General features: G+C 47.7%; 7 protein-coding genes. All 7 read left to right on the top strand.

Translation table 11 applies throughout. The annotated features are described in order from the left end of the window. Positions 1-9: 9 nt before the first annotated feature. The 7 genes from P2A85_RS11630 (at position 10) to P2A85_RS11600 (ending at position 25,883) form a co-directional block, all read left to right on the top strand. A complete protein-coding gene (locus P2A85_RS11630; RefSeq protein WP_377480000.1) occupies positions 10-19,941 on the top strand; it encodes a putative Ig domain-containing protein in 19,932 nt (6,643 codons plus the stop codon). Positions 19,942-19,947: 6 nt separating this feature from the next. After that, positions 19,948-20,367, top strand: a complete 420-nt coding sequence (locus P2A85_RS11625) for a hypothetical protein (protein ID WP_377479996.1) — start codon at positions 19,948-19,950, stop codon at positions 20,365-20,367. A gap of 27 nt (positions 20,368-20,394) precedes the next feature. Next, a complete protein-coding gene (locus tag P2A85_RS11620; protein WP_377479993.1) occupies positions 20,395-20,619 on the top strand; it encodes a hypothetical protein in 225 nt (74 codons plus the stop codon). A gap of 30 nt (positions 20,620-20,649) precedes the next feature. Continuing rightward, positions 20,650-23,943 (top strand): polymorphic toxin-type HINT domain-containing protein, encoded by a 3,294-nt coding sequence (locus tag P2A85_RS11615; RefSeq protein ID WP_377479990.1) that lies wholly within the window; start codon positions 20,650-20,652, stop codon positions 23,941-23,943. 13 nt (positions 23,944-23,956) lie between these two features. Next, entirely contained in the window at positions 23,957-24,295 is a 339-nt protein-coding gene (locus P2A85_RS11610; RefSeq protein ID WP_377479987.1) for a hypothetical protein, read from the top strand. A 9-nt stretch (positions 24,296-24,304) separates the two neighbouring features. Next, positions 24,305-25,009 (top strand): hypothetical protein, encoded by a 705-nt coding sequence (locus P2A85_RS11605; RefSeq protein ID WP_377479984.1) that lies wholly within the window; start codon positions 24,305-24,307, stop codon positions 25,007-25,009. A 274-nt stretch (positions 25,010-25,283) separates the two neighbouring features. After that, complete coding sequence (locus P2A85_RS11600) at positions 25,284-25,883, top strand: imm11 family protein (RefSeq protein WP_377479981.1); 600 nt, start codon at positions 25,284-25,286, stop codon at positions 25,881-25,883. The last annotated feature ends 73 nt before the right edge of the window (positions 25,884-25,956 follow it).

Raw genomic sequence — 25,956 nt, 5'->3', positions numbered from 1 at the left:
TACATCGCAATGGATGACGATTTAGAAGGAGCATATTACACCGCTCCTAACGACTCAGAAAACCTCAATTCCGGGCAATATCTCGGCACAAAAACATTTGCCATGACACCTGGGGACAAATTCTTTTTCATGCTAGTCCCCAACGGCACCGTACAGCAAGTATACGACAACCCCGCAATCGGAGGCGACAAAAAACCCCTATTTTCCATAGCTACAGACAATCCCACCGATGGCTTCAGTATCGGTCAAATTGCCGACATTACAGGAGAAGGCAAACTCTTCGTCATGGAAGACATGGGGCTGATTCTCCGAAGCGATCTGGATTACGACGATATCACATTCCGAGTCACGGGCGCTACATCTAAAATCATTCCCCTCAGCCAATTAGTTGACCCCAAATCCGCAGCAATTCACTCCCAGTTAATTCAAAAACTGAAAGGTGAATCGGATAAATCAGAGCCGAAATCTCCAGCAGAATCAACTGCTACTAATTCGGCTAACGAATCGCAGGATAAAACATCATTAATAACTGCCGGTACCGACAAACAAAAGCCTCAATCAGCAGAAACACTCACTGATTCAGATACTCAAAGACCTCAACCAAAAGCAGAAACTGTTGCTGGCGACTACAGTCAAAAACCTCAATCGACGACAGTAACAGTTACGGATTCAGACAGTCAAAAAGCTCAACCAACAACAACAGTCGCTAACCCAGATAGCAAAGAATCGCCACCAACAGAAACACTAACTGTTAGCCAACCTCCCAATCAAGAATCTACAAAAACAGGAACATCAACAGTTGGTAAATCTCCAACTCAAGAATCGCCAACAACAGTCACACTAACAGTTGATAAATCTGATAGCAAAGAACAGTCACCAACAACATCAACAGTCGATAAATCCGATAATCAAGAGTCGCCAGAAACAGGAACATCAACAGTTGGTAAATACCAAACTCAAGAATCGCCACAAATAGAACAAACAACCCCTAACCCAAAAACACCTAGCGCTAGCGTTACTGAATTAAATTCAGAAATTGAACAGATTGAATATGATACCGCTTTTCCTGAAATAGCAGCCGACGTATTTGAAACCGAACAATGGGCGACAAAAACCGAGTCAATTTCAATTATTGCCGCACCCGAAGCTGCCGATACGGTTGAACGCGCTCTCCCAGTTGCTGAAATAGCAGCCGACTTCGTATTTGAAACTGAAGAATTGCCGCCAAAAACAGATTCGATCGCTCTTGCAGAATTCACTACTGGTACAGTAGAATATGGCATCCCTGCCACCTTCACAGCAGCCGAATTAGCAACTGAAATCTATCCAATAATTGCTATTAATTCTGACGAACCAAAACCGCGATTTTTCAACTCTAACAGCAAACTTTCCGACAATCTTACAGACAGTCAATTCCCTGACAATCTTGCAGACAGTCAACCCAATTCAACACAGCGTACTGGCAACTTCCAAAGCAATACCAATTCCCCAACAAATCTCTCAATAACAACAACAGCCAACTCACCCAGTGGGACTTTCCTTGTCGATAACCAAGGGAAAGTCAGATTTGACTATGTATTTGACGGCGGCTACTTTCAAGGCGAACTCGGAATTTTCAGCCTGGCCGGAATGTCCGCATTTACACCAGGAACTCCAGAATTCATTGCCGAAGCATCCCGTAGAGTTTTAAGCAATTCCACCGACGGATACGTTGTAATCAGCGACTCGCAAGAATCCGCAAAATTCACCGGTGCGATGCCCTTCGACGGGGAGTGGGACAGCGGCGAATATCAGGGTATAAAAACTTTCAATATGACCCCAGGCGACACCTTTGCCGTCATGTTAGTCCCCAACGCTACAATACAATCATCCCTCCAATCCTCGTATTCGGGAAATTGGTTCCCCGAAAACCGTCCCTTATTCAGTATCGCCACAGCCAATCCCAACGATACATCTTACGTGTTGCCGATCGCCGACACAACCGGAACCGGGAACACATTTGCGATGGAAGATATGTCAGCCGCTAACTCTGACAGCGACTACAATGACCTTATCTTCACAGTGCTTGGGGCAACAGGAAACGCACCGCTGCTGGATTCCGTTATCAATCCTGACAGAGAATGGCGCAATACTCAGCTCGGACAGCAGCTAATAGAATACGCCAACAGCCAAGTGCCATCGGAGACAGCCCCCCCCGCAATTGCAGCAGCGCTAGTTAACGACACCGGTTCTAACAGTGCCGACGGCATCACCAATAACCCCGCCATCAGCGGAACAATTACCGATGCCAGCGACATTGCTAGCTTCCGCGCCAGCTTTTCGAGGGAGTCTACCGGCATTGAACTTAAAGACTTGCTAACCTCCGACGGCAGCTTTGCACTCACCCCCAACACACTCTTCACCGTCAACGGCAACACCTTAACAGACGGCACACATACCCTATACCTGCTTGCAGCCGACTCTCACGGCAACACCAGCACCTTTGAACTCCCCTTCACCCTCGACACGACACCGCCAGAACTAACATTTGGCTTAAACCCAGCTTTCGATACTCCTCCCGTTGCAGACGGGCAAACCCTAGACTCCACCGTCACCTTAACCGGGCAAACCGACCCCGGAAGTACCGTGATCCTAGCTGAGACAGGCGCTATAACTACTGCGGACTCTACAGGACGCTTTGAGTTTGCAGGAGTAACATTAGCTATTGGCAGCAACAGTTTCACCGCCACTGCCACAGACTTTGCAGGTAACTCCAGCACCGCCAGCAGAACTTTTACCCGCATCGCAGCTACGGACTCAGGCATTATATGGCTGGCTGAAGAAACATCCTTCACAGAAAAATTAGAACGGCCCATGACAATTCCAGCAGTGCCGTCAACCCTTACTGTGAATATCGCCGGTCTCAACTTCGATAGGGCAGACTCCGACTCCATCAAGGATGCTTTTGAAATAGCTTTAGTCGATGCCAGCGGCCGCTCTTTAGTTCACACTGTAGGAACAGGACTCAATAGTTTCTTCAATTTCACCGAGGGACAGCCTCCCCAACTAGCACCGGGCGTTACTTTCAACGGCTCTAATATCAGTGTAAACTTATCGCAAATAGCGGATGGTACGGCTGCTACACTGCAAATACGGTTGGTCAACAACGACAGCGATACAGCTACCCAAGTCGGCATCACCTCAATAGCCATCCAACCTTCATCGGCTATAACAGCTCCTGTAACAGCATTACCATCCCTGGATGTATCCCCTAACGTACCAGTCAATTTCAATCGCTTGCAGGACGTTTCGAGCAGTCTGGAAGCAGAATACAAACAGACTTCCTTCAATTCAAACAGCAAAATTCTTTATGCGGATTTAGCCGTAAAAAATGCGGGTCAGTATCCGGTGCGGGGTACGTTGTTGGTAGGAATAAACAAGATTAGCGACCCAACGGTGCGACTGTTGGATGCGGACGGAATCACGCCAGAAGGAATCCCTTATTACGACATTACTAAACTGGTTGGCGGTGGCATTTTAAAGCCAGGGGAACTGACATCAACCGATACGTTAAAGTTTTACAATCCTCAAGGAGTTCAGTTTAGTTACGATTTAGTATTTTTAAGTCAATTAAATCAAGTTCCACAATTTAAGGCGACACCAAATACGGAAGCTTTGGTGGGTAAAAGTTACGTTTATACTGCAATTGCTGTTGATGCCGATGGGGATGCGCTGACTTATTCCTTGTTGGAAAAACCGTTGGGGATGGAGATAGATGCTCAAACCGGGATTATTAGTTGGAATCCGGTTGCCGGAGATATTGGAAATCACGCGGTGACCGTGCAGGTTGAGGATGGAAAAGGTGGAATTGCCAAACAAAAATATGTGCTTTCAGCTATTAATCCGCCGCCGAATCGACCTCCGATTTTTACTTCGACGCCAGTTGTCGATGCAGCCGTCAATACACCTTACCGCTACGATGCCGATGCCAAAGACCCAGACTCCGATACCCTAACCTACAACTTGGTACTCGGCCCAGAGGGAATGAGGGTCAACCCAGAAACGGGAATCGTCCAGTGGACTCCGCCAGCAGCAATGGTATTTGGCGACACCGTACTGGGGCGAATTGGCTCTCTTGGCGAACAAGATATCTATACCGTAAGCGCCCTGGAAGGACAGCGACTTTACTACGACTCTCTTAGGAGCACTCCTGGACAGACATTAAAGTTGTACAGCCCGAGCGGCTTGCTGGTACTCGATAGCAATACAAGCTATCAAGGCACAAACTATCAAGGCCCTCCAATCAACCTGACTGAAACGGGCAACTACCGCTTAGTCATTGACGGTGCTGCGGGAGACTACGGCTTCAGCTTAATTGACATGGAGCAAACACCCGTTGCACCTTTCGATAGAAACGTGACCGGTCTGCTGAGTCCCGGCTCAGAAGACGACGCATACCGCTTCAACGGCTTCAAGGGACAAAGGCTGTACTTTGACCAACTCAGCACCAACTCCAACCTGAACTGGGTACTATATGATGGGGAGGGCAGGCAGGTAAGCTCCTGGGTTGACGGCAAACAAGTAAGCTCTTGGTACACAGGCTGGTACGACAACGAGATCGTCTTGCCCAGCGACAGCGAGTATACTTTGGTAATGCGGGGCAGCGCGCCCTTCTTCGGCAGCACCTCTTATACCTTCCGAATTGTTACACCCGACACGATTACTTATCCGCTACAGTTGGGCAACAACGCCAACCCCAACACCGTCAGTGCGGCCATTACCGAAAAAGGCGAACAGGATATCTATACTTTTGGTGGCACGAAAGGGCAGCGCCTTTATTTTGACTACCTGCTGAGTAATTCCCAAGTAAATGCCACCGTAAAGCTGGTCAGTCCCAGTGGCTCCATTGTACCCCAGCTTAACAACATCGGCTTAGGCTCAGATACAGAACCATTTACGATCGACGAGACAGGCACTTACCGCTTGGAGATTGACGGTTACTCCGAAAGCACGGGCAACTACAGCTTCAACTTGCTGGATGTGGGTCAAGCCACGCCCATTAACTTAGATGCAGATGTCACCGGACAGCTAAGTCCCGGTTTTGAAACCCACTTTTATTCCTTTACTGGGGACGCCAGTCAGCGCCTTTATCTCGATTCAGATATCAATCCGGGGGGGGCAAACTGGACGCTTTACGGGCCTGGGAATCAGGCGATCGCTACGGACAGCAAGACAACTTTTGGCGGCTCCAACACCTACGCTGGGTACAATCCCAGCGGTTTAGGTGGCGATTTTGAGGTCGTGCTGCCATCAGCCGGCAGCTACTTGCTGGCAGTCCAGGGGCGCAATGCCACTCCTATTAATTACAAATTCCGGGTAATTACCCCCCAAACTCTATCTGGGGGAACGCTGACGCCAGATGCGGGGGGCAACTTCAGCGTATCCGGCAGCATCAGCGAAAAAGGAGAAAGAGATGTCTACACTTTCAGTGGCAGCGCCAACCAACGACTGCTACTAGACGCCTTGGTTGAGACACCTAACACTTACGTGAGATTGGTCAGTCCCAGCGGTATTGAAGTCTTTAATACCCCTGCATCTGGGGACTCGGGGAGAAATATCCCATATATTCTCCCTGAAGCTGGAAATTATCGGCTGATTGTAGACGGGTATGTCGAATCCACAGAAAATTACAATTTCCGGCTGCTCTCTTTAGCAACAGCACCGACATTGAACCTGAATGCTCCTACCAGCGGTACTTTGAGTCCGGGGTCGGAGACGGATATTTACCAGTTTACAGGCACGGAGGGCGATCGCCTGTATTTGGACACCCTCCTTTCCTCGTCTCCCGGCGGTTGGCGGCTAATCGGGCCTGGCAATCAGTTAGTGAGTGATAATTACCTTTGGAGCGACATAGAAACAGTGCTGCCTGGGAGCGGAACGTACTATGTAGTTTTGCGGGGGGATGGCACTCCTGCACCTGGTGGCAATGGCACCGCTGCACCTATCAGCTACAGCATTCAACCCTTCTTCTCGACTGCCAACCCTACTCCCCTTACCTTGGGTTCCGTCAACAATGCCAGCATCAGCAAACCGGGAGAGCAGGATGTTTACACATTCACGGGTAACGTCGGACAGCGAATGTACTTTGACCCCCGCAGTGGCAACGGCAACATCACGGCTAAAATCATCAGCCCCAGCGGTCTGGAAATCTTCAGCGGCAATACGGGTGCTGATGGTCTGTCCAATACTCTCACCGAAAGCGGCACCTACCGCTTGACAATTGACGGCAATAATGATGTTTTAGGCAGTTACAGTTTCCGCTTGGCAGATGCGACAGCAGCCCCAATCTTGCCATTGGGGACGGCAACCCCAGGCAGCTTGCCTCCAAACGAAGCAGTGCTGTATCAAATCAGCGGTACGGCAGGAGGGCGAATCCAATTCGACAGCTTGTCACCTGCGGCATCGGGTGCAAGCTGGGCGCTACACGCTCCCGGTTTTCCCAACTTTTCGTCACAAATAGGTGGCTCTTCATTAAGCAGCGATTTTGAAGTGTTGCTACCGGTAACAGGTGCTTACACCCTAGCGTTGCAGAACGCATCGAGCAGCAACGTTAGTTACAACATCTCCGCGAACAATATTACCTCCCCGCTGGTGGCGAAATCAGGTTTGGGGATAGCACGCAGCGGCACGGTTTTGCCGACAACCCCGGTCAACCAAACCTTCACTGCCAGTGCGGGTACCTTAGTTTACTTCGACAGCCTTGATACGGATGGCGATGCTGTCTCTGTTACGCTGTTCAATCCGAGCGGCTCTGTTGTCTCTGCCCTCAATGGCTCCAGCGCCAGCACAGATTCCTCAAGCCCGATGCAGTTGCAGCAAACGGGAACCTACACTTTGCGAGTACAAGGAACTGGCGACTACGGCTACTCCTTGCTCGATTTGGGGGCATCCCAAACGCTGAATTTGAATACGACTGCGAGCATCCCGTCAATCCCACCTTGGGGCACAGCAGCTTATAAATTTGAGGGCGCGGTGGGTCAAAAGGTGTATTACGACGGGCTGACTAATAACCCAGGCGTCAGGCTTAAGTTAATTTCTCCCAGCGGGCGGGAAATCGATAGCTTTACAGCAGCAGAATATTGGTCAAGCGTCACAGCGGATAAGCTCAACACCTTAACCGAAAGCGGCACTCACTACTTGCTGGTATCTAACGACCAAGCAACACCAACCGCTAACGTCAGCTTCCGCCTCCTCGACAGAACCATCGCTACCCCCTTGGTTTTGGATGCAGATGTTGAAAGCACCTTTGCCCCCAGCCCCTTTGAAACCGACTTGTACCGCTTTAACGGACAGGCGGGTCAGTATTTGTACTTTGACGCCTTAGATGGTTCGTGGTCTAATACGTGGACTCTTTACGGGCCGGGGGGACAGACAGTTATTAACAGAACGCAGGCACTTAGCGACTTTGAGTTAGCGTTACCTGGTGATGGCGAGTACCTATTAGCTTTGCAAGGACACAACGGCAGTCCGGCTTCCTACAAATTCCGAGTCGTGACACCGACAATGCCCGTAGCATCACTTCCTATTGGCACCGCAACCCCACCCAACAGTACGATCGGCGAGCCTGGGGAACAAGACATTTATACTTTCAATGGAACCGCAGGCCAGCGCCTGTACTTCGACGGCATTGCAGATAGCGGTTCAAAAAACGTTCGCCTTCTGAGTCCCAGTGGCGTGGAGGTATTCCCCAATATATCGACCTCCGGGAACAAGGAGTTGTTCGCGCTGCTAGAAACGGGCATTTACCGTGCTGTTGTCGATACTCCTACAACAACATCAATGTTTGAGACCACCAAAACAGGCGCTTACAGCTTCCGCTTCTTGGACGCTTCAACAGCAACGCCAATAACGCTAGATGCCCCCGCTCAAACTTGGGCTGTAGCAGCCAACGAAACGCGGTTGTTGCAGTTTGCGGGCACAACAGGGCAAAACGTCTACTTTTTGAATGATGGCAGCAACTGGACGCTTTACGGACCAGGCAACAGCATCCTGAAAACGAATTGGCCGGGCGATGAAGAATTAACCTTGCCTACCGATGGCACTTACACCGTAGCGCTCGTTAACCCACACAACAGCAGCGTAAATTACCCATTCCAAGCAGTTACTTCCGATCGCACTACGGCCCCCATCGGATTAGGGAACGCGGTAACGGGTTCCATTGCGAAAATGGGCGAACGGGATACCTACACTTTCACAGGGGAGGTAGGTCAGCAGTTAGTCGTAGATAGCCTGGTTGCTAATAACCCTTCTTTGAGGACGAAAATTTTCAGTCCCAGCGGCAAAAACATTTACGAACAGCAAGCAACAACAGAACAGAAACCAATAACTTTGGGAGAGGCGGGCGCTTACCGAGTTGAAATTGATGGGGATTTCAGAGCCACGGGCAACTACAGTTTCCAACTCCTCGACACTGCCAGCACCAACCATCCCAGCGTCTTTGACTTGCGCCCTGACCAAAACATATCGGGTACTTTAGCTAATGCCCGAGAGCGGCAAGTTTATCGGTTTCAAGGAACCGAAGGGCAACACCTGTATTTTGACCTAGCAGGAAGCTGGAACCCCAGCAATGGCACTTTGTGGGAACTTTACGGGCCGGGGAACCAGAAAATCGATTCGATCTCTGGCGTGCCGGGGCCGGATTTAGAAGTCAAGTTGCCCGGTAACGGCACTTACACTTTGGTAATTGGTGGCAACACTAACATCACCGCCCCAGAGAGTTACCAATTTAAGGTGGTGACACCCGAAACAACTGTATTCCCTCTAACTTTAAGTTCGCCCATCACGAGCAGCATCAGCGAACCAGGGGAACGGGATATCTACAAGTTTACCGGTCGGCCGGGGCAGCGAGTGTTCTTCGATCGCTCTCTTGGCAACACCAACTTCACCGCCAAGCTGTTCTCTCCCAGCGTACCCACCGATACGGTACTCAGCGACCCCAACAGCGGCAGCATAAACGAGTATTGGGGGCGAAGTATCGTGCCGACATGGGACGGCAATTTGAATGCTGACATGACCGCCCCTATATTCCTGTCCGAGGCAGGCGAGTATCACTTGGTCATTGACGGCACTAACAATACAACGGGCAATTACGGTTTCCGTTTGGTCGATGTGGAAGACCCGCAAGCAGTACCGCTTTTAAATCTGGATGCCGATATTTCAAATACCCTCGCACCGGGAACCAAGATAGATTTCTACCAATTCAAACCCGCCGTCGGGCAGCCGCTTTACTTCGACTTGGCAGCCAGCACGGGCAGCGACGTTCGCTGGGTGCTTTACGGGCCGGACAACAAACCGGTTCCTGCATCGGGGTGGACTAATTCTGACTTTGAGATAACGCCAACAATTAAGGGCACCTACATCCTCGCCCTTCAAAACAATTCACCGACCCCCGCCAACTACAGCTTTAAGGTCGCTACTCCTCCCGTCCCTACCCCCACAGCTTTGTCCTTAGGCACCACTGTATCGGGGACTATTGGGGAAGCTGGGGAAAGAAAGGAATATACTTTCGCAGGAACTCCCGGACAGCGGGTGTATTTCGACAGTCAGGGGGCAAGCAACAACAACATCCAATTCAAATTGGTAAGTCCCAGCGGTGCTGAATTTGGCAACAATACCTGGAATGCAGCCAATCCAGGAGCCTACTGGAACCCGGCAAATACTGACTTGCCACCGACAACTCTTACCGAGTCGGGAACTTACCGTTTGATAGTTGACGGCAGCGATAGCGCGACGGGCACCTATACCTTCCGCTTGCAGGATGTGGCAGCAGCAACTCCTCTACCTGTGGCCACCCCGACCCCAAGCAGGCTCGAGCCGGGCAATGAAACCGAGCTGTATAAATTTACGGGCACGGCAGGGCAAAGGCTGAATTTTGATGTGGCTGTGCCTTTTGGCAGCAGCGCTAGCTGGATAGTCTACGGACCAAACAACCAAGTCGTTCCTCAAACTGGCGTGTCTGGGTCTGACTTTAACTTGATGCTGCCGACAAATGGTGAGTACCTCCTAGCCGTTCGCGGCAACAGCCCAACTCCCGTTGACTACAACTTTACGGTAACGGACTCTACACCGACACCCGTGGCGACGACCGGACTCGGCACCGTGCAAAGTGGAAATATTGCAGCGGGACAGGTTGTCAACCACACTTTCACAGCAAGCGCGGGAACTCGGATTTACTTCGACAGCCAGGACGTAGATAATGACGCGGTTAATGTCAGGCTGCTCAACCCAAACGGCACCCAGGTCTTCTTAATTAACGCCAGCAGCGACTTTAACCCTCCCTTCATTCAGTTGGAGCAAACGGGGACTTACACGGTCGAGGTGCGGGGCAGCAATCCCACCAGCACCGGCGACTACCGCTACCAGGTTCTCGAGCTGCCCTCCGTTACTCCCAACCCGCGCGACAGCGAAAATTCCATCCAAATGGGCGTGACGGTTAGCAAGACCTTCGACCCCGGACAAGCTGCTGAAGTTTACAGTTTTACTGGTAAGGCCGGACAAACAATCTTTTACGACGGCTTGGTTCCGGCTGGTGGAACGGAGACAGTGAACGTCCGCTTGATCAGTCCCAGTGGCGACCAGATATTACCCAACTACTGGTATGAAGGTTCATCTGCCAGCGATTACGCCCCTTATACTTTAACTGAACCCGGTACTTACAATTTGTTGGTTACTGGGGGACAGGATTCGCCTGCCGATTTCCGCTTCCGCGTGCTGGATGTTGCGAATGCTGCCGAACTGCAATTGAACCAGCGCACCAGCGCTACCTTGGAGCCGGGAAACCCCACTCACCTTTACAAATTCACTGGAACGGAGGGTCAGCAGATTTTCTTTGACTCGCTAACCGGAAGCAACGCTAATTGGGTGCTTTACCAGCCGGGACACCAGAACAGGGTTGCGACGAGGACTGTTGCTGGGTTTGACTGGGGTGGCATCAGTACCGATCGAGATGTGGTGCTACCCGTTGATGGAGAATACGTTCTGGCGGTGTTTGGCAACAACTCCAACACGCCTTCCTCCTACAGTTTCCAAGCTTTGTCGGGGAAAGCAATGCCTGCTGTCGTCACTCCGGGCGACGGCGAGACTAGCGGTGCTGTTGGCGAGGAATTGGGCGCTTATCGCGTGGTTTTGGAAACGAATGACGGCAAGGGCGGTGTCGCCCAACAGGATTTTCGAGTGCAGGTGGGGGCGGAACCTGGAAACAGCAGCCCGACTTTCAATACTCCGCCTGTTACTGACGGTTATACAAGCACTCGCTATATATACCGCACCAGTGCGGGTGACGCCGACGGGGATACTCTCACTTATTTGCTGGAAGATGCGCCCAGCGGGATGATTATCGAGTCGGAAACCGGCAGGATTATTTGGGCGACGCCCTCTGCCTCTGCACCGGGCAATCCTCACAAAGTGAGGGTACGGGTGGAAGACGGTCGCGGTGGGGTAGATACTCAAAGTTTTGACATCAATATCAGCAGCGCCGTCCCCGGTACGGTTAAGGGCAGCGTGTACTTGGATGCGGACGGGACTGGAACTCGTCGCGTTACGAATCCGGGTAACATGACACCGGACAGTCGAGTGGTAGTGGGCCCGCGCTTTGCAGACAACTACGCCGCCTACGACTTAAATAGACCGGACGGCGTACCCGGCATATTAGGGGCGATGACCTTCAAACGCAACCCCGACGGTACTGTTGACCCGAATACCTTGCTCTTGGGTGGCGGTGCAGCATCTGGCGGTGGTGCCCTGTATGAAGTCAAGGTAGTGCGGGGAGAAAACGGTCATATTATCGGCTTAGACGACGACGGCGAGGCAGAAACTCCCTACACAGCCAATTACTTTGCCGGTTCGCCCTACAGCGATGCCGGTTTGGTCTACACCCCCGACAACGTATTGTTGGCCAACTTGTGGAAACCTTCGGGCATCTATTCCATCAAACCGGGCGGCGCGCCCAGCGGTGGGTATCCTGCTGCTATGGGCGGCTTGACTTTCGTTCCCGAAGGGTTTCCGGGAGAGGGGCAGCTTAAAGCCACTGGTGCCTACCCCAGCAACGGATTCTATACCCTCACCTACGGGCCCAACGGTACTTTCCCCGACGGCACGCCCCGCTATACCATCAATCCGCCTAAATTGGAAACAACCGCAGGTGCGGGCCCGGGTGCCTTCATTTATATGCCTGTCACCGCACCTAATTTCGACAGCGGTGAAGGTTTGTTGATGGCAGAATGGAATGCTGGTGGCATCTGGGCCTACGACTTAGATATCAACGGCAACCCGATTCGCACAACCCGGGATCCTTTCATCACCGGCTATGGCGGCGCTTGGGGCGCAACAACTGACCCGGTGACAGGAGACTTACTGTTTAACGCCTGGGCTGGATTTAGCAACTTAATGGTAGTCCGAGGCTTAGGCAAACCAACCGACAACGAACCGGGAATGGAAAACTGGTTAGTTTACGTTGACACTAACCGCAACGGCATCCAAGACAGCAACGAACCCTTCACCTACAGCGACGCCAGCGGTAATTACTCATTCACCCTCGCCCCCGGAAACTACCGCATCGTCTCGCAATTACAACCCGGATGGACTCAAACATCTCCAACCAATCCCATTTATCAAGAAGTCACAGTCACCGCTAACAATACGAAATTTGGAGTAGATTTTGCAGCCACAAATTCCAAACTAGCAGGCCCCAATACTGACCCCGAATTTACCAGTACCCCACCAACAACAGTCAAAGCAGGAGAAAGATTAGTCTACAGAACAACTGCAACTGACTTAAACAACGACGACTTAACCTTTGAATTGGTACTGTCACCAAAAGGCATGGCAGTTGCCCCCAACGGTACAATATCTTGGCGTCCCCCACTGTCAGCAGTCGGCACCCACGATATCATTGTCAGAGTCAATGACGGCAGAGGCGGCACCGACTTACAAGCCTTCAAAATCCAAGTCACCCCCGGAAACAACGCCCCCGTTTTCACGAGTCAACTACCACAAAACATCAATCCGGCTGTCAACCAACCATTCCAATATCAAGCCAAAGCCATAGACTTAGATGGAGACACAATCACCTACTCCATAATTCCCAACTCCAGCAAACCAGTTACCCCCACCAACGCCACAATTAATCCAACAACCGGAGTCGTAAATTGGACTCCCACAACCACACAACAAGGAGGCGCATTCAATTGGGTTTATGCCGGCGAAATCGAACCTTGGGAAATTTTAATTAAAGCAACAGACAACAAAGGAGGAGAAGCATTCCAAAGACTAGAATTAACCGTCAGCCCAGCCGCCCCAAATCGAGCACCATCCATCACCTCAACTCCCCGCACAAATACCCGTTTGGGCAAGACATATTTCTATCAAGTAGAAGCCAAAGACCCCGACGGCAATCCCTTAACATATACTCTATTAAATCCGCCATCCGGCATGGCATTCGCAACGCCAGCTACGACACCCGCCGGCATGACATTCTCCGAAGGATTGATTAGTTGGACACCCGGAGTCTCGCAGCAGGGAACCTATCCAATAACCGTCAGAGTTAGCGACGGTTTGGGAGGAACTGCTACTCAAACATTCAATCTAATTGCCGATAATATTACCAACAATCGCGCACCGAGTATCGATTCTACTCCCGCAGAACAAGTTACCAATCTCACCAAGCTTTATCAATACAATTTGGCAGGCAGCGATGCAGATGGAGACAGGTTGCTGTGGAGTTTGGACAAAGCACCTTCGGGGATGATTGTTGACCCCCAATCTGGTTCTTTACGCTGGCAGCCGAATGCCGAACAAATTGGCGAACATACCATTTCTGTACGGGTAATTGATGGCAACGGCGGTTATGCCGTTCAAGAATTCAGTCTGACTGTCAGGGGAATTAACACGCCGCCCGCGATTGTTTCCCAGCCTCCAACTAAAGCTGCAACAGGACAAGTTTATAGTTATGCAGTTGCGGCCTCTGATTTGGAAAATGACCCGCTGACTTTCAGTTTAGTCAGCTATCCTGCCGGCATGGCAATTGACAGCAACGGCAAGATTCAATGGACTCCGAATGCGAATTCTATCGGACAGCATTCTGTGGAAGTTGCCGTCACGGATAAGCAGGGGGCAATCTCGACTCAAGCCTTTATGGTGAATGTGGGAACTGATGCCATAAATCTGCCGCCTGCTATTACTTCAACTCCGGTATTTACTGCATCACCAGGACGCGCTTATACCTATCAGGTACAGGCAACCGATGCCGACGGTACTATCTCGCAATATCAGTTATTGCAATCTCCTCCGGGGATGACAATTAATTCGATGACTGGTGTTGTTACTTGGAACAATCCTGTTGCTGGCAACCATCAAGTTGTCGTTGGGGCTGTTGATAATTCCGGTACGGGTGCGGCGCAGGGTTTCGAGTTAATTACCAGGGCTAATTCAGCAGCGGTTGTGCCAACTATTCCGATTCAATCTGTTTCGCCCGGTGCCAGTTATCGCTACGATTTGAAGGCGACTGATGCGAATGGGGATTTGTTGACTTTTGCTTTAACTCTATCTCCCAGCGGGATGACTGTTGATGAATTCGGGCGGATTAGTTGGAAGCCGACTGCTACTAATATCGGCAATCATCCGGTTTCTGTTAAGGTGACTGATACTTTTGGGGAAAGCGTTACTGTTTCCTACAATTTAAGCGTTGTTGCCGATACTGTCGCCCCTAAAGTCAATATTGTTGCTAGCAATAATACCGCTAATCTCGGAGATTCTGTCACCTTCACCGTCAATGCTGTCGATAACGTCAAAGTCGAATCTTTGGGTTTGACGATTAACGGCACTCCTGTTGTTTTGGATGCACAAGGTAAAGCAACTGTCAAGTTAAATAACTTAACTCCCATCACGGCAATTGCCACAGCTAAAGATGCGGCTGGAAATGCCGGAACTGCGACTCAAACAGTAGCAGCAATTGACCCCACCGACATCAATGCCCCCACTCTCACCATCAACTTGGAAGATGATACAGAAATTACCGCGCCTGTCAACATCACCGGCACAATTTCTGACAGCAATTTGCAATACTATACGTTAGAAATCGCTCCCGTCGGCAGCAATAATTTTAAGGAAGTTTATCGGGGAAATGCTAACGTAACTGGCACGGTTGCGACATTTGACCCGACTGTTTTAGCTAACGGCGCTTACACTCTCAAATTCACTGCCTTCGATACTAACGGTAACGGTTCGACTACTGAAAGGACGGTGAATGTTGCGGGGGATTTGAAGTTGGGCAACTTCCGGTTATCCTTTACCGATTTAACCGTTCCGGTTGCGGGTATTCCGATTAGCGTGACTCGGACTTACGATTCTTTAAATGCCAACAATAGCGACGATTTCGGTTACGGCTGGCGGATGGAATTCCGGGATACGGATTTGAAGACTTCGCTAAAAGCTGACCCGACTTATGAGGAGTTGGGGATTAATACTGTACCGTTTGACAGCAAGACTAAGGTGTTTATTACTTTACCGGGTGGGAAGCGGGAAACTTTTACTTTTAAGCCGACTCCGCATCATTTGAATCAGTATTTGGGGGCGATGGGGCCGGGGGCTCAAATGTTCAAGCCTGCGTTTGAGTCTCAAAAGGGTTCGACGATGACTCTGACGGTTAAGGACGCGAATTTGGTCAGGAATGAGAACGGGTATTACGGGGTGAACGCACAGCCCTTCAATCCCGAAAATCCTGCTTTTGGTGGTGTTTATATACTGACGACGCAGGAGGGATTGGTTTACGAGATTGATGCTAAGTCTGGGGATTTGTTGACTGCTACTGATAGTAATGGGAATAAGCTGACTTTTAGCGATGCGGGGATTCAAAGTTCTAGCGGTAAGTCGGTGGTTTTTGAGAGGGATGCTGCGGGGAGGATTGTTAGTGTTGTTGACCCGGATGGGAACAAAGTTAAGTATGAATATGATGCGAAAGGGGATTTGATTGCTGTTCGAGACAGGGAGACAAATCGGACTCAATTTAAGTATGAATCTGAGGACAGACCGCATTTTTTGACTGAGGTTGTTGACCCCTTGGGACGGAGTGGGGTGAAGACTGAGTATGATGAGAAAGGTCGTTTGAAGCAGATGGTGGATGCCAACGGTTCGGCGGTGGAGTTGATTTACGATGCCTCTAATTCGATTCAGAAGGTTAAGGATGTTTTTGGGAAGGAGACGACTTACGTTTATGACGGTCGGGGGAATGTTCTGACTGAGATTGACCCGTTAGGGAAGCGGATTGACAGGACTTACGATGCTGACAACAATCTACTGACTGAAACTGTTATTACTAGCGAGTTAAATGCTGCTGGCAATCCTGTTATAGTGCGGCAAACAACTGAGTGGACTTACGATGCGAAGGGGAATAAGTTAACTGAAAAAGACCCGTTAGGTAACGTTTCTCGGTGGACTTATAACAGTCGGGGGCAGGTTTTGACTGAAACCGATGCTTTGGGGAATACTGCGACTTATACCTATTCTCCGAGTGGGAATTTGCTAACAGCTAAAGATGCGAAGGGGAACGTTACTAAGTTCAGTTACGATTTGCGGGGAAATCTTCTCACTCTTACCGATGCCAACAACAAAGTTACTAAGTTTACCTACGATGCTTCGGGCAACGTACTTTCAGTAGAGGATGCTTTAGGACATAAAACAACTTACACTTACGATAGCAGCGGCAACCGCAAAACTGAAACTCGCACCGTTACTACTCCTTCGGGGCTGCAAACTTTAGTTAGTAAATCGGATTACGATAGCAATGGCAAAATCAGGTTTGCTACCGATGCCGAAAACAAGGTGACGGAGTACAAGTACGATGCCAATGGCAATCAAATTGCTGTCATCGATGCCCGTAACAATAAAACTGAATACCGCTACGATAGTAAAGGTCAACTCATCGAAACGATTTATCCTGACAATACTCCCGGTAGTTTAGCAGACAATCCCCGTACAATTAACATTTACGATAAGGGCGGGCGTTTGCGGGCTACTATTGACCCAGATAAGCAGGTAACTCACTACAATTATGATGATGCGGGGCGGTTGGTTGAGACGATTTATGCCGATGGAGTCGATTCTATCGCGCAATTAGTAAGTGCGATCGCTCCGAATCAAACTCCTGCTACAATTGACTGGACGCAGGTAATTTATCCCTCGGTTTCGCCTGCTTTCTTAGCGAACAATCCCCGCAGCAAAACTGAGTATTACAAGAATGGCGATGCCAAAGCTGAAATCGACGAACGGGGAAATCGCACCGAATACCGTTACGATAATAACGGGCGGTTAGTAGAGGTAATTTATCCCGACGATAGTCCAAACACTTTAGCTGACAATCCAAGGAATAAAACAGAATACGACGATGCGGGACGGACTGTTGCGAGTATTGATGCTAAAGGCAGGATAACTCGTTACGAGTATGATGATTTTGGACGGTTGGTAAAAACAATTTATCCCGATTCCACTCCTAACAATCAATTAGATAATCCGACAAATCGCACCGAATACGATAGTTTGGGACGCCGCATTTCTGCTACTAATGCTGCTGGTAAAACAGTCAAATACGAGTACGATGCGTTGGGTAGATTGACTGCGGTAGTGCAGACTTTGAATCAGTCGGGAAATAATCCTGCTAATCTGAGAACCGAGTACGGTTACGATGAAGCTGGAAGGTTGATTTGGCAAGAGGATGCTTCGGACGATCGCACTAAGTTTGAGTACGATAAAAACGGGCGTCGGGTTACTGTAGAATTGCCTTTAGCTCAAAGCTCAAGAACTACTTATGATGAAGTAGGAAATGTTAAAACTGTAACTGATTTTAACGGCAATACTGTTACCTACGGTTACGATGCTGAGAATCGCTTGACATCTAAACAGTTCTCTGTTAAAGGAGAATCTCCCGTTACGTTTACCTATACTCCAAGCGGGCAGATTAAGACTGTTGTTGATGGGCGGGGAACGACTATTTTTAATTACGATGAATTGGGAAGGTTGGTGTCGAGAAAAGACCCGGATGGGCCGTATTTGGGAAGCGGGGCGACGATTGAGTACGGGTACGATGCGGCGGGAAATCGAACTGAGGTAAGGACTCCTGCGGGTGTTACTCAGTATGGCTATGATGAACAGAATCGCTTGAAGAAAGTTACCGACCCGGATAATAGTGAGACGAAATATTTCTACGACGATGCGGGGAATTTATCAAGAACCGAGTTGCCGAATGGGGTTGTGGAAACTCGAACTTACGATGAGTTGAATCGATTGAAGTTGTTGCAGTATCAAAGGAATGGGGTGACGCTTCAAAGTTTTGATTATACGTTAGATCCGATCGGTCATCGCAAGGTTGTTACGGAACAGAACGGGCGCAAGGTTGAGTATGAGTATGATGATTTGTATCGGTTGACAAAAGAGACAATTACCGATTCGGTTCGGGGAAACCGCACGATTAGTTACGGTTACGATGCGGTGGGAAATCGGTTGACGAAGACTGATTCTATTGCTGGGGTGACGAGTTATGTTTATGACGGTAATGACAGGTTGTTGAGGGAGGAATTAAGGCAAAATGGCATTTTAGTGAAGGCGACTGAGTATCGTTACGATGCGAATGGGAATACTACTCGCAAGATTGAAAACGGTACTCAAGAAACGGTTTATACTTGGAATCAAGAGAAGCGTTTGGTTGCCGTTCAAACTCCTACTGGCGAGAATATTAGCTATGCTTACGATGCGAATGGGGTTCGCGTCAGTAAGACTGTTAATGGGGTGACGACTGAGTATTTGGTTGATAATAATTTGCCTTACGCTCAAGTTTTAGACGAGAGTGTTAATGATGCTTTGACTGCTAGTTATGTTTATGGGTTGGATTTGATTAGTCAGGAAAGGGGGAATGTTGATTCGTATTATTTGGTTGATGGGTTGGGCAGTACGAGAGGGTTGACGAATGCGTCAGGTGTGGTGACTGATACTTACAGTTACGATGCTTTTGGGAATTTAATTGCGTCTGCTGGCGGTACTGCGAATAATTACCTGTTTGCTGGAGAGCAGTTCGATCCTAATTTAGGGGATTATTATCTGAGACAGCGGTATTATGACCCTGAAACTGGAAGATTTACCAGACGGGATACTTATGAGGGTAGCTTTGAAGATCCGATGTCGCTGCATAAGTATCTTTATGGCAATGCTAATCCAGTCACGTATACTGATCCTACTGGTTTGTTTAGTGCGGGTGAGGCTCAAGCAGCAGCGGATATTGCTAACACTTTAGCTGGGATACAGTGGGAGAGTGGTAGTTATCTTATATCGGCTACTCTAAACGGAGGCGACTATAGCCTAAAAGACTTTCTCACTGACATGGCAATTAATGGAGTATCTGCGTTAGCACCCATCTTAGGTCTATTCTTTGCTATGTTTAGTAATGGAGGTACCGGTAATGGAGCTAACGGCTCAACTGGTAGTTCTTTTTCATCTGAGGGTGAAGAATATATCTTCCGTGGGGACAGTAGACCTCCAGAAGATATATTCAGAGATGGATTTACCGCATGGAACTCAGATCCTAATTCGGACATTAGCAATGATGCTTTATGGCGTCACGTTAATAAAGATCCTGACGTAAGTCCATTTATATCAGCTACTACCGATCCATTAGTGGCGAGAGATTTTGGTGGAGCTGGTGGATACGTTTACATAATACGTCGTCCGCCAGGTAGTCGTGACGTAAATAGAATTTTTTCAGACAACGACTATTATGGCGAGTACGAGATTGCGGTACCGAGACGGATCGATCCATCTAATATTATTGCCGTCAAACGAGTCGGTGTTAGTAAGGATGGATACAGCGAAAGATTTGTTGGGAGAGTACAACTTAATCCTAGATTTAGTAGGAGGTTTTAAATATATATGCACGGAACTGTAAATCTCCAAATCATAAAAATCTCAGAAGGAAGCAACCATTTATCTGAATGCACGCTCTCTTATCAAAATACACAGCCTTGTGTGATTGATTTTCACAATTCTGAATTAGAGCATCATCATTTTGAAGGTAGAGATGTTTTTGATTGTCTTTGTCAACTTCGAGTTTTTCTTGAAAAAAAAGGTTGGAATATTTTATGCAATGGCTCACGTATTGATGCTTATCCATCACCTATGTCACGAGATATGGGGGGAGGTATGAAGCTTTATCATCTAATACTAGGTAAGCGTCCTCAACGTGGCGATTTACTTAGAATATTTGATCGAGCAGAACCAGATCAGATTGGAACAATTGAAGAACAGCGTGCTTACTATGAAAAGTGGCGTGCGAGTGACAAATCAAATTAAAATAAAATTAGATTGGTTATCGTTTTTATGACTCATAATAAAAATCAAACTTCTGATAAAATCCTACAAGAAGCAAAGCAGAATCCTAACGGTTGGGTTTACAAAATTGAAGGGCGATATGCTCCTAATGAATATGTTCCTCCTGAAGCTATTGTAGGCGCTTGGAAAGTTGATGCCAATGGAAATATTGTGGGAGATTTTATACCTAATCCTACCTACAACCATAAACAAGATAGAGACAAAAGTGATTAAAATATTTACAACATAATCACCTACGATGAATTGGGTCGGGTCAAGACTGAAACCAACGAACTGAATCAAACCACTACCTACGAATACGATGCCAAAGGTCGGGTAAAGGCAGTTATTAACGCCAAAAACGAACGCACCGAATTTGAGTACGACCAACGCGACAACTTAGTTCGAGTTACCGACGCACTCTTACAATCGACCGCTTTCAAATACGACGAATACGGGCAGCAAGTAGGGGTGACTTTCCACAACGGTGACAAAGTTGCGATGGGTTACGACAGATTCGGCCGCCTTACCGCTTACACTGATGAAAACCTCAGCTCGACTAAATACACCTACGACAATTTCAGCCAGCTAACTCAAATTGAACAGCCCAAGCAGTTAGTTAACGGTCAGTTGCAAGATACTTTCACCAAGTACGTTTACGACAATCTATCTCGCTTGCAAAAGATTGAGGATGCCAACACTCAAGTTACCGAATTCAAATACGATGAATTCAACCGTCCCTGGCAAACAATTTTACCGCTGGGTCAAAGCAACCGCACCGATTACAACAAGTTCGGACAAGTTACTGCTACCACCGATTTCAACGGAGATAAGATCGATTACGGTTACGATTCCTTCGGGCGTTTGAACGGCAAGAACTTTACAGACCCCGGCATTCCCGATGTTTCCTATACCTACGATCCGGTAACCTTGGGACTGGCAACAGTCACCGACGGGCGGGGCGTAACCCGATACGGCTACGATAATTACGACAGGTTGCAAACCGTAACGACGCCCGACCAAAAAGTAGTTCAGTACGGCTACGATTTGTTGAGCAACATTACTTCTCTAGTTACTCCGACGGGAACTACTACCTACGGTTACGATGCTTTAAATCGCTTGGATACTGTTAAAAAAGGCACTCGAATTCTGGCGGATTACGATTACAATGCTGCGGGCAATCTCTCAAAAACTACGCTGGCTAACGGTTCTGTTGAAGAACGCAATTACGACACTCGCAACCGCTTGAAACAGATTGCGACTAAAAATTCAACGGGTACTATTTTCAGCGATTTCAAATACACTCTCGATGGAGTTGGCAACCGCAAGAAAGTTGAGGAATTCGACGGTCGCACTGTCGATTACACTTACGATGCCCTCAACCGCCTGACTCAAGAAAAAATGGTCGGCGGCGTTACGTCCAATCGGACGCTCGATTACACTTACGATTTGGTTGGCAACCGCTTGACTCGGAACGATTCGGGGACGGGATTGGCGAATTATTCTTACGACGCCAACAACCGACTGCGACAGTTAACTCAGGGTTCTCAAACTACTGCTTTCAATTACGATAATAACGGTTCGATAATACAGCGAAATGACGGCACGCAAACTGTCAACTACGACTGGTTTAATGACGGGGAAAACCGCTTGGCGGGGGTTACTAATTCGGGGCCGGGAGGGACTTCTGGAACTAATTTCGTTTACGATGCTTTCGGCAACAGGGTAGCCAGCATTGCTAACGGCGTCAGAACGAATTATTTGACTGCTTCGGCGGGCGGTTTGCCTGAGGTATTGATGGAGTACGATGCGGCGGGTCAAGTCACTGCTGATTACACTCACGGTTTGGGCTTGGTTTCTGCCGTTCGCAACAATCGCGAGGGATTCTATCACACTGACGGCATCGGTTCGACGCGGGCGATTACGGATAGCGTGGGTTTGATAACAGATCGCTATACTTACGATGCTTTCGGCGGGTTGTTGAACCAAACGGGGACTTTCGGCAATTCTTTCCAGTTTGCGGGAGAACAGCGGGATGGTTCTACTGGATTGGATTATATGCGGGCGAGGTATTACGATCCTTCTTTGGGGCGGTTTATCTCGAAGGACGCTTTCAGTGGCTTTTTGAGCGACCCGTACAGCCAGCACGACTACCAGTACGCGCACGCCAATCCGGTGCGGTTTACTGACCCGACTGGCTACTTCAGCATGCAGGAATTGATGGGGACTGTTGCCGTGGCGGGTCAGTTGGCGGCGATTGGCGCGACTTCTGGCGGCATCGGTGCCGGCTTGGGTTACGTCACCGGGGCTGCGATCGGCGGGGCTAGCGGCGAAGAAATCTTGGGAATGTTCGGGGATTGGGGTGCGGGTTTTGCTAGCGGGGTATCGGGCGGTTTCCTGACTGATACCTACGCACTGCACTCCGGTAGCAAGTTTGAACCGACTCACGGGGCGCTGTGGAGTGCGGGGACTGTGACGGGAATCGGGGTGTCGTTCCTGTTGGGGATGAAGCTGCCGCTGTTGGTGGCGACATCAGTAGGTCCGCTCCAGTGGGCTGCTGCTGCGGGGATGGTTGCGGATACGGCGTTTGATGTTTACGGGGCGGCACAGGCGACGGGGAATCTTTACAACAGCTACCAGGATAATGGTGCGTGGGAGATTCAGGATAGTTGGAATTTGCTGGCTTACTTGCCATTTGCGGGGATGGTCAAGGGGGTCAAGCAGGGGCTGGGTGCTGCACGGAAGGCGGCCAAGGGCAGTACGCCTGGGGCTGACGATTTGTTGGTTGATAAAACCAAGACGCAGGTAATTGGTGCGTGCTTCGTTGCTGGTACTGAAATTCTGACTGTTGATGGAATTAAGAATATTGAGGATATTCAGGCTGGGGATTGGGTAATTGCTGATGACCCGACTACTCCATCCGGGGTGGAGGCGAAACAGGTTTTGGAAACGTTTATCAGGGAAACTGATGCGTTGTACGATCTGTATGTTGATGGGGAGGTAATTTCGGCTACTGGGGAACATCCTTTCTGGACGCCGGATTTAGGTTGGGTTGAAGCGAAGGATTTAACTGTTGGGTCATTGTTGCAAACCGCTGATGGTCGGGTTGTTGATGTTGATAAGGTCCAGAAACGGGAAGGTAAGTTTGAGGTTTATAATTTTAATGTTGAGGGTATTCCGACTTACTTTGTCTCGGATTTAGGGATTCTGGTTCATAATGCTGATTATCCCAGTAGTGAAAAATTGTGGCGTGGGGTTGATAAAGATAGCCCAGCATATCCTAATGCGGAGAAAGGTATTGCCAGACCTCGTGGAGGACATTCCGATCCGGAAATGCATAATATAGGTGATACAGACAGTGTATTTACTTCTTGGACGCGCGATAAATGGCAGGCTGAATATTTTGCCACAAAGTATACTGGTGAGGGAATAGTTCTTGAAAAAGAATTTGAGGTTCCCAACAAGAGGTTCTATGAATCTCCAGATATGATGAATGAAAAAGAAGTGTTAATCAGAGGTCTTGTTAATGATGCTAGAGTAACACATATTAAAAGATAGGAATGGTAAACTAATGAAAACAACAATGGACAGTATTAGAATGCTTGTGTCTTTGTATTTAAAAGAACAAAAATTAGAAAAATACGAAAACATTTTGATTGATGAGCATATTATCAATATTAAATCTTGTACGATCCCTACGAAACAAGCATATGATATTTATAAAACTCGTGCGGGAATGCCAGCAGCATTATCAGGCAAGGTCAGAGGATTTGAAAAGTTATTAGAAGAGTTAAATAGAATGCAGTCTCCGACAGTATCTCTTCATTTAATATCAGGATGCGACATCAAGTTGCTTGCCTTTACAGATATTGAAATTACTAGAGTTTTAGGTGTCCTATTATTTGAATAAAAATTTATTATGCTAAAAAAGACAGATCTAAACGGGATAGAATTAGCAATTGTGATTAAAACCAGTAATTACAATCCAAAGATTCTAAATTTAAACTTTTTAAAAAGTTCCATGATTGTCCCACAAAATTGGAATAATGGACAACAAATTGTGTGCAAAAATCAAATTTCTCAGGTCATATTTCGCGACAGAATTAACATTATTGCAGAAGCAACTAAAATCACTTTTATTGAAAATATTGATTTGGAAGCGTTAAGTTCGTCAAACTCACCAAATATAGCTTTACGATATACCGATATTTTGTCTGCTTTGATTAACATCAGCTACTTTAGTGTAAATATAATTTTTAAAGGCTATGTTTTATTTCCTCAAAATTCAGACTTACCTCATAGATACATTTTTCAGAAGCTTATTCGCCCGGCTGTTGAGGAATGGACAGAAATTACCAGTTCTGCCCCACAAGCTAGTGTAAATTTCTTTTACTCATTGGTAGACAAAGAACTCAAACTTAGTATTGATGAAGGCACGTTGAAAACTCTAGAACAAGATAAATCTCCTATTATACTGTTTACAGGAAATTTCAACTACATAATTAATGATGAGAATTCAACAGTTCAAAGCATGAAAAATTGTCAAGTCATATCGGGTTGGCTTCATGACTTAGAAATCTATATACAAATTGTTAATAAATTACTCAGCTTGAATGATGAATAACAGTTTATGTTTTGAGTTTATAAGGTGACAACACCGTCAAAACGTCCGTATCATCAGGGACATAGCCCTCAAACCCCTTACCATAATGCCCAAATTACGGTGGTTCCCACTGTAATGCTGTTCACTTAATGAATTCTCAACATTTAAGAAATTGGTAAAATTAATTTTTGCTACTCATAAGAGCAAAAACCGTTGTAAAATTGTAGACATTACTGTGCAAAGTTTCCGACAAAAATTGTCTAAGCGCAAAAATTAGTTAACAATAAAAGATATTATGACTACGATAAAAATCTGGAAAGCTGATACAACTTCGTGGGAGACTTATACAGAAGCAAGAATACTTAATCGAGAAATCGCAGCAAAGATAAGTCCTTACATTTCAAGATGCCAATCCCTGAAAAATACAAACTTAACATCTAATATAGTTTTAGAAATATACTCAGAATATCCACCAACATACCCACCAAATGATTTTTTTACAACTGGTTCACTTCGGATAATTTCTAGTAAAATTAAAGAAATACTAGATTCTATTGATAATATCAAGGTGGAGTTTTTTCCAGTTACAGTTATTTATGAAGGTGAAGAATATTTAGAAAGAAGTTATTTTCTTATGCACATTCTTGACGAGTTAGACTGCTTTGATTTTGAAAATTCAGAATATAAGTCTCATCAAATACAGTCCAGTGGAGCTAGATATATAGATTCCATAACAAAACTTTCTTTACTACCTGTAGATACATCAAAATACAAAGTGTTCATAGTAGGAGAAGTTGGATTTTTCATCATTTGCATCGACAGCTTTATTGCAGATAAAATAACTGAAGCGGGTGCTACTGGGGTAAAATTTATAGACCCTTCAGAAGCTTACTGATAAGTATAAATGGTACTCAGCTCTTCTATTTTTCATAGGATGAGTTAAAGCACTCTTCCTATCATCGCAAACA

The organism is Microcoleus anatoxicus, assembly GCF_042465725.1.
GTDB lineage: Bacteria > Cyanobacteriota > Cyanobacteriia > Cyanobacteriales > Microcoleaceae > Microcoleus > Microcoleus anatoxicus.
The sequence above is the reverse complement of the archived record's forward strand: the minus strand, read 5'-3'. Positions and strand labels throughout refer to the sequence as shown.